Source organism: Comamonas sp. B-9 (assembly GCF_000410635.1).
Taxonomy (GTDB): domain Bacteria; phylum Pseudomonadota; class Gammaproteobacteria; order Burkholderiales; family Burkholderiaceae_C; genus Comamonas.
Window position 1 is genome coordinate 14,121 of record NZ_KE148531.1, and the last position, 10,123, is coordinate 24,243.

Consider the following 10,123-nt stretch of genomic DNA (forward strand, 5'->3'; position numbering starts at 1 on the left):
TCTTTGAATCAAATAAATCTCGGTGCTGCGCCGGCCTGCTGCTGCAAACCGGCGCGCGGGTCGTCTGCGTGGCTTACATGCGCATCGGCATGACCACGTACTTGAAGGTGTCGTTTTCCGGGTTGGTGATCAGCGCCGAGTTGTTGTTGTCGGCAAAGTCGATGCGCACCATGTCCTGGCCCATGTTGGAGAGCACATCGATCAGGTAGGTGACGTTGAAGCCGACTTCAACGGCCGGGCCGCCGTAGTCGATGTCGAGCTCATCCACCGCCTCTTCCTGCTCGGCGTTGTTGGCTGCAATGCGCAAGGTGCCGGGCTCGATGGTCAGGCGCACACCCTTGAACTTGTCGCTGGTCATGATGGCCGTGCGCTGCATGCTGGCCAGCAGTGGCGCGCGGCCCAGCGTGATGCTGTTGGGGTGGTTGCGCGGGATGACGCGGTTGTAGTCGGGGAACTTGCCCTCGACCAGCTTGGTGACGAACTCCATGCCGGCAAAGGTGAAGCGCGCCTGGTTGCTGGCGAACTGCATCTCGATGACGGGCTGGTTGTCGCCGCTGGCGTCCGACAGCAGGCGCTGGAGCTCCAGCACGGTCTTGCGCGGCAGAATCACTTCCTGCTTGGGCACTTCCACATCCAGGGTGGCGCTGGCAAAGGCCAGGCGGTGGCCGTCGGTAGCCACCAGGCTCAGCGTGTTGCCTTCGGCCACGAACAGGATGCCGTTCAGGTAGTAACGGATATCCTGCACGGCCATCGCGAACGAGACCTGGCCCAACAGGTCCTTGAGCACCTTTTGCGGCACGCTGAACACGGGGCCGAACGAGGGCGCCTCCTGCACCAGCGGGAAGTCTTCCGCCGGCAGGGTCTGCAAGGTAAAGCGGCTCTTGCCGCCCTTGAGGATCATCTTGGACTGCTGCGTCTCCAGGCTCACGGTCTGGTCGCTGGGCATGGTCTTCAAGATGTCGATCAGCTTGCGCGCGCCCACGGTGGTGGTGAAGTCACCCATGTCACCGCCCAGCTCGGCCGTGGTGCGGATCTGGATTTCCAGGTCGCTGGTGGTCAGCTGCAGCGCATTGCCGGTCTTGCGGATCAGCACGTTGGCCAGGATCGGCAAAGTGTGGCGCCGCTCGACAATACCGGCGACCGACTGCAGTACTGCGATGACTTTGTCTTGTGTGGCCTTCAGAACAATCATTTCAACCTCTTGTCAAATTGCGGTGTTGTTGTGGACGGCAGCTGTGCACGGAGCCCCCTCTGCACCTGTCCCATTTGCCATTGTGCCTGCGGCAGGCAGGCAATTGGCGAAATCAAAAAATTCCATCGGCTAGCCCTTGAGGGTCTGCTCCAGCACGTGCAATTGCTGGTTCAGCTCGGTCAATTGCTGGCGCTCGCCACCGATCTTGCGCACCGCGTGCAGCACGGTGGTGTGGTCGCGGCCGCCAAAAAGCTCGCCAATCTCGGGCAGGCTTTTCTGGGTCAGCTCCTTGGCCAGGTACATGGCAATCTGGCGCGGACGGGCAATGCTGGCCGGGCGCTTTTTGCTGTACATGTCGGCGACCTTGATCTTGTAGTAGTCCGCCACGGTCTTTTGGATGTTTTCCACGCTGATCTGGCGGTTCTGGATCGACAGCAGATCGCGCAGCGCCTCGCGCGCCAGCTGGATGGAGATTTCCTTCTGGTTGAAGCGCGAGTAGGCGAGGATCTTGCGCAGCGCGCCTTCGAGCTCGCGCACATTGGAGCGCACGTTCTTGGCCACGAAGAAGGCCACTTCCTCGGGCATCTCCGTGCCTTCGACGCGCGACTTGTTGATCAGAATGGCAACGCGCATCTCCAGCTCGGGCGGCTCGATGGCCACCGTCAGGCCCGAGTCAAAGCGCGAGACCAGGCGCTCGTGGATATTGGCCAGACCCTTGGGATAGGTGTCGGACGTCATCACGATGTGGCTCTTCTTGGCCAGCAGCGCTTCAAAGGCGTTGAAGAACTCTTCCTGCGTGCGGTCCTTGTTGGCGAAAAACTGCACATCGTCAATCAGCAGCAGATCGAGCGAGTGGTAGCGCTCCTTGAACTCGTCAAAGGTACGGCGCTGGTAGGACTTGACCACATCCGAGACGAACTGCTCGGCGTGGATGTAGAGAACTTTGGCGTCCGGGTTGTCGGCCAGCAGCTTGTTGCCCACGGCATGCACCAGGTGGGTCTTACCCAGACCGACGCCGCCGTAGATGAACAAGGGGTTGTACAGATGGCCGGGAGACGCCGCCACATGCATGGCCGCCGAGCGCGCCATGCGGTTGGCAGTACCTTCGACCAGCGTGTCAAACGTGAGCACCGGGTTCAGGCGGTTGCGGAAGTTGCCACTTGCATTGCCGGTATCGCCCTCGGCGCTGCTGGCCTGGCCTGCATGGGGCGCGGGGCTGGCGTCGCTGATCTGGATGCTGTTGCGGTACTGCTCGGCCGCGTTGGCAGCAGCCTGGCCGGGGTTGCGGCTCGCTGGCCCGTAGGACGGCCCCAGGCCCATGCCCGACGAGGTACCGCTGCCCTGGGCCGACGCGGCCAGCGCTCCCCCGCTGCGCACCGGCGGGCGCACGACAGTGCGCACAGCGGCATCGCGCTGGGCAATGGCCAACTCGATGGCCACGGGTTGTCCGTAGGTTTCCTCCAGCATAGCGGCCAGGCGGCCGGTGTATTGGGCGCGAATCCAGTCAAGCTTGAAACGGTTGGCCACATAGAGCGTGACCTTGGACAAGTCGTCCGACACGACAGCGGTCAGCGGCTTGATCCAGGTGTTGAACTGTTGCTCGGGCATTTCTTGGGCGAGTTGCTCTACAACTGCACGCCACAAACCTTGGCCCAGGCTGGCTTCATCCATTGTTATCCCACGGAAAGATTCATCCCCCACGCTATTGTTGTTGTGGATAAGGGGGAAGGTTGATCGGCTGCCTATTGTAGCTTGTGCAAAAGTTATCCACACAACGGACTGGTCTGCACAAACCCCATGCTCGGGTTTCCTCGATGGGCTGGCCGCAGACTTGGCAAAAGTCTGCGCATATTACAGAAAAAACCGAGGACAAAGCCAAGTAATTGCCAAGGACAGTAAACACTGCGATAATTTGCGGTTTCCCTGCATGTCAGGGCGAATTTTACGCGCGTGTCCGTCCGCGCTGGCAGCAGGCCTTGTGCCCTTGCCATGGGGGTGGTCCGCACTATTTCACCGGTGTTGCGCTTGAGCAGGGCTTGAGCTTGGTTGCTTTTGTGTTCATTTATGGATGCAAGCGGCCAACAAACCGGAACCAAGCCTCTCTAGGAATTGCATCATGAAACGTACTTACCAACCTTCCAAAGTTCGCCGCGCCCGTACCCACGGTTTCCTCGTCCGCATGAAGACCAAGGGTGGCCGCGCTGTTATCAACGCACGCCGCGCCAAGGGCCGCAAGCGTCTGGGCCTGTAAGGCTGACAGGGTGACGGGCACCTTCCGGGTGCCAGGTAGTGCACCAGTGGGTGACACTTATGCATCGCCTTAAGACTCGCCCTCAATTCCAAGCCGCCATGGCAGGCGGCACCATCGCCCGTACAGCGCACTTTGCGCTGCACAGGCTGGTGTTGTCTGCCGACGCCTCGGGCAGTGCCGCTGCCCCATCAGGGCCTGGTGACCCACCTGCAAAGGTTGGGGCACAGGCTCTTTTTGCGTTGGAGGCGGCCTGGCTGGGTGCCATGGTGCCCAAGCGCTGGGCGCGCCGCGCGGTCACCCGCAACGCCATCAAGCGGCAGATCTATGCCGTCGCTGCGCTGCACGAGGCGCAGCTGCCTGCCGCCGCCCATGTGGTGCGCCTGCGCAGCACATTCGACCGCAAGCAGTTCATCAGCCCCAGCTCCGACCTGCTCAAGCAGGCGGTGCGGGCCGAGCTGATGCAGCTGTTTGCCCGGGCGCACAAGAACAGCCAGCCGGCCAAAGCCGAGCGCGGCGAAGGCGCCAAGGTGCTTAGCGTATGATGCAACGCTTGCTCATGGGTTTGGTGCGCGGCTACAGGCTGCTGCTGAGCCCTTGGCTAGGTTCTGCCTGCCGGTTCGAGCCCACGTGCTCTGCCTATTCATTGCAGGCGCTGGAACAGCACGGTGCTGCCATGGGCAGCTATTTGACGGTGCGCCGCCTGGTGCGCTGCCATCCCTGGTGCGAGGGCGGCCATGACCCGGTCCCCGCGCATCCGCGCTGGTTCAGTCGTCTGGTGACTCCCGCCGATTCATCCTCTTCCCCCTCTGAGAAGTCTTCATGAACGATATTCGCCGCACCATCTTGTGGGTGATATTTGGTTTCTCCCTGGTCCTGCTCTGGGACAAGTGGCAAATCCACAATGGTCGCAAACCCACATTCTTCCCCACACCTGAGGTGACGGCCCAGGCGCCTGCAGATGCAGTCAGCACCGACAACGGTCTGCCCGCTGCCAGCGCCGCCAGCCCTGCGGCTGCTGCGAACGCCAGCAACGTGCCCGGCACGGCTGCTGCAGATGCGGCAGCGCCTGCTGCTGCACGCGAGAAGCTGACCGTGGCCTCCGACCTGCTGCGCCTGACCTTTGACAGCGAAGGCGCATCCTTGGTGGGTGCCGAGCTGCTCAAGTACGCCGACCAGGACGACAAGACCAAGCCCGTGAAGCTGCTCGACGAGAGCGCCAACCGCGTCTACGTGGCCCAGACCGGTCTGATCGGTGGCAACTTCCCGACCCACAAGACGGCGATGACCCTCAAGCCCGGTCCGCGCGAGCTGGCCGATGGCCAGAACGAGCTGAACGTGGTGTTCGAGTCGCCGGATCTGGGCGGCGTCAAGCTGGTCAAGACCTGGACCCTCAAGCGCGGCGACTATGCGATTGGCCTGAAGCAAGAGGTGGTGAACACCGGCTCTGCCGCAGTCAACCCCCAGCTGTACCTGCAGCTGACGCGTGATGGCAACAAGCCCGCTGGCGAATCCTCGTTCTACTCGACCTTTACCGGCCCGGCCGTCTACACCGAAGCCAAGAAGTACCACAAGGTCGACTTCAAGGACATCGAAAACGGCAAGACCGACAGCGTGGACAAGGCGGCCGACAATGGCTACGTGGCCATGGTGCAGCACTACTTTGCCAGCGCCTGGCTGCTGCCCCAGGGCACGCAGCGCGACATCTATGTGCGCAAGGCCGGCACCAACCTGTACTCGGTCGGCGAAATCACCCACCTGGGCGAGATCGCTCCCGGCCAGAGCAAGGCCATCGATGCGCGCCTGTTCGTGGGCCCGCAGATCGAAAAGACGCTGGAAGCCATCGCCCCTGGCCTGGAACTGGTCAAGGACTACGGCTGGGTGACGATTCTGGCCAAGCCGCTGTACTGGCTGCTCGACAAGCTGCACGGCTTCATCGGCAACTGGGGCTGGTCGATTGTGGCCCTGGTGATGCTGCTGAAGATCGCGTTCTACTGGCTCAATGCCAAGGCCTACGCATCGATGGCCAAGATGAAGGCGATCAACCCCCGCATCATGGAGATGCGTGAGCGCCTCAAGGACAAGCCCCAGCAGATGCAGCAGGAGATGATGCGCATCTACCGCGAAGAGAAGGTCAACCCCATGGGCGGTTGCTTCCCGATCGTGATCCAGATCCCCGTGTTCATCGCGCTGTACTGGGTGCTGCTGTCGTCGGTGGAAATCCGCAACGCGCCCTGGATCGGCTGGATCCATGACCTGTCGGTGCCCGATCCGTTCTTCATCCTGCCCGTGCTGATGACCCTGTCGTCGCTGCTGCAGACGGCGCTGAACCCCGCACCACCCGATCCGATGCAAGCCAAGATGATGTGGATCATGCCGCTGATGTTCAGCGTGATGTTCTTCTTCTTCCCGGCCGGTCTGGTGTTGTACTGGCTGACCAACAACTTGCTGTCGATTGCCCAGCAGTGGATTATCAATACCCGCATGGGTGTGCCACCGCAGTTCAACCTGCCGAAGTTCAAGTAGCCAGCATTTGTCAATGCAGGGATTGCCTAGGCGGGCATTCCCGGATACACCTCCCAAACGGTCGCATTAGCGACCGTTTTTTCGTTAGCATGAGTTGTTTGAAAATGTGTTCAACAAAATAGGGGTTCAGGTATGGCGAAAGTATCGGTTTTTCGACCTAGCGCGCTGGCGCTGGCAGTGTTGGTCTGTGCAGGCGCGGCCCAGGCGGCCACCTTGCGCTGGGCAGGTGCCAACGACATCCTGACCCTGGACCCCCACGCACAGAACCACCAGACCACCCATGCTTTCCTGCAGCAGGTCTATGAGCCGCTGGTGCGCTACGGCAAGGACTTCCAGCTGGAGCCCGCACTGGCCACCAAGTGGACCGAGGTGAGCCCCACCCAGTGGCGCTTTGAACTGCGCAAGGGCGTCAAATTCCACGATGGCGCAGCCTTCACCGCTGATGATGTGGTGTTCTCGCTGACCCGCATCATGACCCCGCCATCGAACATGATGAGCGCCACCCAGAGCATCAAGGAAGTCAAGAAGGTCGATGACTTCACCGTCGATCTGATCCTCAAGGGCCCCAACCCCATCCTGCTGCGCGAGCTGACCGAGGCACGCATCATGAACAAGGCCTGGGCCGAGAAGAACAACGCCGTCAAGACCCAGGACTACGCCGGCAAGGAAGAAAGCTACTCCAGCCGCAATACCAATGGCACCGGCTCCTTTGTCGCCGTCAGCTGGCAGCCCGATGTCAAGCTGACCCTGAAGAAGAACGCCGCCTGGTGGGACAAGCCCACCGGCAACGTCGACGAGATCGTCTTCACCCCCATCAAGTCGGCCGCCACCCGCACCGCTGCACTGATCTCCAACCAGGTCGACTTCATGGTCGACCCGCCGCCGCAAGACCAGGACCGCATCAAGAAGACCGCCGAGTTGAAGCTGCTCGAGGGCACCGAGAACCGCACCATCTACCTGGGTCTGGACATCTTCCGCGACGAGCTGCCAGGCGCTGGCACCCCGGGCAAGAACCCGATGAAGGATGTGCGCGTGCGCAAGGCCATGTACATGGCCATCGACACCGACGGCCTGCACAAGCGCACGATGCGCGGCATGTCGATCACCGCCGGCACGATGGTGGCACCGATGGTGCACGGCTGGAGCAAGGAGCTCGAAGAGCGTGCCGCCAAGTACGACGTCGAAGGCGCCAAGAAGCTGCTGGCCGAAGCGGGTTACCCCAATGGCTTCAACCTCAAGCTCGAATGCCCGAATGACCGCTATGTGAACGACGAGGCGATCTGCCAGGCCGTCACCGCGATGTGGACCCGCATCGGCATCAAGACCAGCCTGCAGGCGACGCCGATGGCGCAGTTCGTGACCCGCGTGATGAACTCCGACCCGAACGCCTACCTGTTCGGCTGGGGTGTGGCGACCTTTGATGCGCTCTACTCGCTCGACGCGCTGATCCACAGCAAGGGCGCAGCGGGCGGCGGCGTCTACAACGGCGGCCGCATTGCCGACAAGGAGCTGGACGCCAAGATCGACGCGATGAAGACCGAGACCGACACGGCCAAGCGCGATGCCTTGATCAACGACGCCTTGAAGATGACCAAGGACAACTTCTACACGATCCCCGTGCACCACCAGATCTTCCCCTGGGCGATGCGCAAGGGCATCGAGACCGTCTACCGCGCCGATGCGCGCCCCATCCCCGCCTGGACCACGGTCAAGTAAGCGCTTCGCTGCACACTCCAACCACCCCAAAGCCTGCGCCAGCAGGCTTTTTTCATGGGGCGGTGCGAAGTGCGGTGAACCAGGCCAATAGCCTGGCGGGCATGCCGCCGGCCTGGTCGCCCGATAATGTGGGGCTTGCTCCACTCGCGCCAAAGACCTGCCCATGCTTGCACGCCACCACGATCCGATTGTTGCCATTGCCACTGCCCCCGGGCGCGGAGCGGTGGGCATTGTGCGCGTATCGGGCAAGGCGATTGCGCCGCTGGTCGAGCGCCTCTGCGGCAAGGCGTTGAAGCCGCGCGAAGCCACGTACCTGCCCTTTAAAGCAGCAGACGGCCAGGCCATCGACCAGGGGCTGGCGCTGTACTTTCCCGCGCCGCACAGCTACACCGGCGAAGATGTGCTGGAGCTGCAGGCCCACGGCGGCCCGGTGGTGCTGCAGCTGCTGCTGGCCCGCTGCCTGGAAGCCGCGCAGGCGGAGGCTGATAGTGGCACGCCGCTGCTGCCGGGCCTGCGCCTGGCCGAGCCGGGGGAGTTCACCGAGCGCGCGTTTCTCAACGACAAGATCGACCTGGCCCAGGCCGAGGCGATTGCCGATTTGATCGACGCCAGCACCGAGGCGGCCGCGCGCAGCGCCAGCCGCTCGCTGACTGGTGCCTTCTCGCAAGAGGTGCACCGCCTGCGCGATGCGCTGGTGCACCTGCGCATGCTGGTCGAGGCCACCCTGGATTTCCCCGAAGAGGAAATCGACTTTCTGCAAAAAGCCGATGCCTATGGCCAGCTGGACCAGCTGCGCGCTACCGTGCAGGCTGTCATGCAGCGCACCCGCCAGGGCGCCTTGCTGCGCGAGGGCATCAAGGTGGTGATCGCCGGCCAGCCCAATGCCGGCAAAAGCTCCTTGCTCAACGCGCTCGCTGGCGCCGAGCTGGCCATCGTCACCCCCATTGCCGGCACTACGCGCGACAAGGTCACGCAAACCATCCAGATCGAAGGCGTGCCCCTGCATGTGATCGACACCGCCGGCCTGCGCGAGAGCAGTGACGAGGTCGAGCGCATCGGCATTGCCCGCGCCTGGGAAGAAATCGCCGCCGCCGACGCCGTACTTTTCTTGCACGACCTGACCCGCATGGCCCAGGCCGACTATGCCCAGGCCGACCGCGAGATTGCCGCCACCTTGCAGCAGCAGCTGCCTGCCAATGTGCCGGTGCTGCAGGTCTGGAACAAGGCCGATGCACTGACCCCCGACGAGGCGCACCGCCAAAGTGCCGAGGCTGCTGCCCAGTTCAGCACCCCGGCTGCTGCTGCCGCTGCGGGCGAGCAGGCCCCGCTGGTGCTGTCGGCCAAAACCGGCGCGGGCCTCGACACCCTGCGCCAGCAGCTGCTGGCCATGGCCGGCTGGCAGCCCGCCGCCGAAGGCACCTACATCGCCCGCGCCCGCCATGTGCAGGCGCTGCAACAGGTTGAAGAGCACCTGGACATCGCCCATGCCCAGCTGCATGTGGACAGCCCCGCCCTCGACCTGCTGGCAGAAGAGCTGCGCCTGGCGCAGCAATCACTCAATGCGATCACCGGCGAGTTCACATCGGATGATTTGCTGGGGGTGATTTTTTCGAGCTTTTGTATTGGCAAATAAGCCAGCTCGCCCGCCTAGTGCGGTGCGCTAGCGGTGCTTTCTGCAGCAGCCCCCCGAGGCAGCACCAGCACCGCCTCCAACCCGCCCCCATCCGCCTCGCGCAGCAACAGCTCGCCCCCATGGGCCTGCGCCACCGTCTGCGCAATCGATAGCCCCAGCCCCACGCCGCCGGATGCGGCATTGCGGGAGGGCTCCATGCGGTAGTAGGGCTCCAGCACCCGTTCGCGCTGTGCGGCGGGGATGCCGGGGCCATGGTCGCGCACGTGGATGCGCAGTTGCTGGCCATCGTCGTCGATGTGCAGCTGCGCATCGCCGGCATAGCGCAGTGCGTTTTCCACCAGGTTGTGCAGGCCCCGGCGCAGGCTTTGGGCGTAGCCGGTGTAGGGCTGCAGCGCCCGGCCGCTGACGGGGACCGGCAGGCCGCTGGCCTCGTGCATGTCCTGGGCCACGCCATGGACCAAAGCATGGATGTCCATGGTCTGGCGCGGGCCGCTGGCATGGGCGCCGGTGAGCATGTCCAAGGTGGAGGCAACCATGTGCTCCATCTCTTCGAGGTCCTTGCGAAACTTGGCGCGCAGGGCGTCGGGCTCGAGCATTTCGGCGCGCAGGCGCAGCCGGGTGATGGGCGAGCGCAGATCATGCGATACAGCGGCCAAAAAGCGCGTGCGCTCTGCCAGGCCTTCGTTGATTTTTTGCTGCATCGCGTTGAAGGCCTGGGCCGCCTGCTGCACTTCGCGCGGGCCCCGCGCATCCATCGGCGGGCTGTGCAGGTTGCGGCCCAGCGCCTCGGCGGCGGCGGCCAGGCGCT

9 protein-coding genes are annotated in these 10,123 nt (G+C 63.3%); 6 read left to right on the forward strand and 3 right to left on the reverse strand.

All coding sequences use genetic code 11. From position 1 onward, the window contains the following. Positions 1 to 73 precede the first annotated feature (73 nt). Both dnaN and dnaA read right to left on the reverse strand, forming a co-directional pair. Entirely contained in the window at positions 74 to 1,192 is a 1,119-nt protein-coding gene (dnaN, locus tag H928_RS0106695; RefSeq protein ID WP_021025795.1) for a DNA polymerase III subunit beta, read from the reverse strand. Between the two features lie 129 nt (positions 1,193 to 1,321). Next, on the reverse strand, positions 1,322 to 2,863 hold the full coding sequence (gene dnaA / locus H928_RS0106700; protein ID WP_021025796.1) for a chromosomal replication initiator protein DnaA: 1,542 nt from the start codon (positions 2,861 to 2,863) through the stop codon (positions 1,322 to 1,324). 445 nt (positions 2,864 to 3,308) lie between these two features. On the opposite strand from dnaA, the gene rpmH reads away from it, so the two are divergent. The 6 genes from rpmH to mnmE all read left to right on the forward strand — a co-directional run bounded on the left by rpmH (position 3,309) and on the right by mnmE (position 9,315). Next, positions 3,309 to 3,443 (forward strand): 50S ribosomal protein L34, encoded by a 135-nt coding sequence (gene rpmH, locus H928_RS30665; protein ID WP_084635723.1) that lies wholly within the window; start codon positions 3,309 to 3,311, stop codon positions 3,441 to 3,443. A gap of 59 nt (positions 3,444 to 3,502) precedes the next feature. Beyond that, positions 3,503 to 3,985 carry a ribonuclease P protein component gene (locus H928_RS26530; RefSeq protein ID WP_021025797.1) on the forward strand — a complete coding sequence of 161 codons (483 nt, stop codon included), beginning with the start codon at positions 3,503 to 3,505 and terminating at the stop codon, positions 3,983 to 3,985. Continuing rightward, positions 3,982 to 4,266 (forward strand): membrane protein insertion efficiency factor YidD, encoded by a 285-nt coding sequence (gene yidD, locus H928_RS30670; protein ID WP_084635722.1) that lies wholly within the window; start codon positions 3,982 to 3,984, stop codon positions 4,264 to 4,266. Before H928_RS26530 ends, yidD begins: the two co-directional genes overlap by 4 nt. Next, positions 4,263 to 5,966, forward strand: a complete 1,704-nt coding sequence (gene yidC, locus H928_RS0106710) for a membrane protein insertase YidC (RefSeq protein WP_021025798.1) — start codon at positions 4,263 to 4,265, stop codon at positions 5,964 to 5,966. Before yidD ends, yidC begins: the two co-directional genes overlap by 4 nt. A 132-nt stretch (positions 5,967 to 6,098) precedes the next feature. Beyond that, positions 6,099 to 7,682, forward strand: coding sequence for an ABC transporter substrate-binding protein (locus H928_RS0106715; protein ID WP_021025799.1), 1,584 nt, complete (start codon positions 6,099 to 6,101; stop codon positions 7,680 to 7,682). Positions 7,683 to 7,845: 163 nt separating this feature from the next. Then, complete coding sequence (gene mnmE, locus H928_RS0106720) at positions 7,846 to 9,315, forward strand: tRNA uridine-5-carboxymethylaminomethyl(34) synthesis GTPase MnmE (RefSeq protein WP_021025800.1); 1,470 nt, start codon at positions 7,846 to 7,848, stop codon at positions 9,313 to 9,315. Positions 9,316 to 9,329: 14 nt separating this feature from the next. Here the strand turns inward: mnmE and H928_RS26535 are convergent. Then, on the reverse strand, positions 9,330 to 10,123 hold a 794-nt coding region (locus H928_RS26535; protein ID WP_021025801.1), incomplete at its 5' end, for an ATP-binding protein.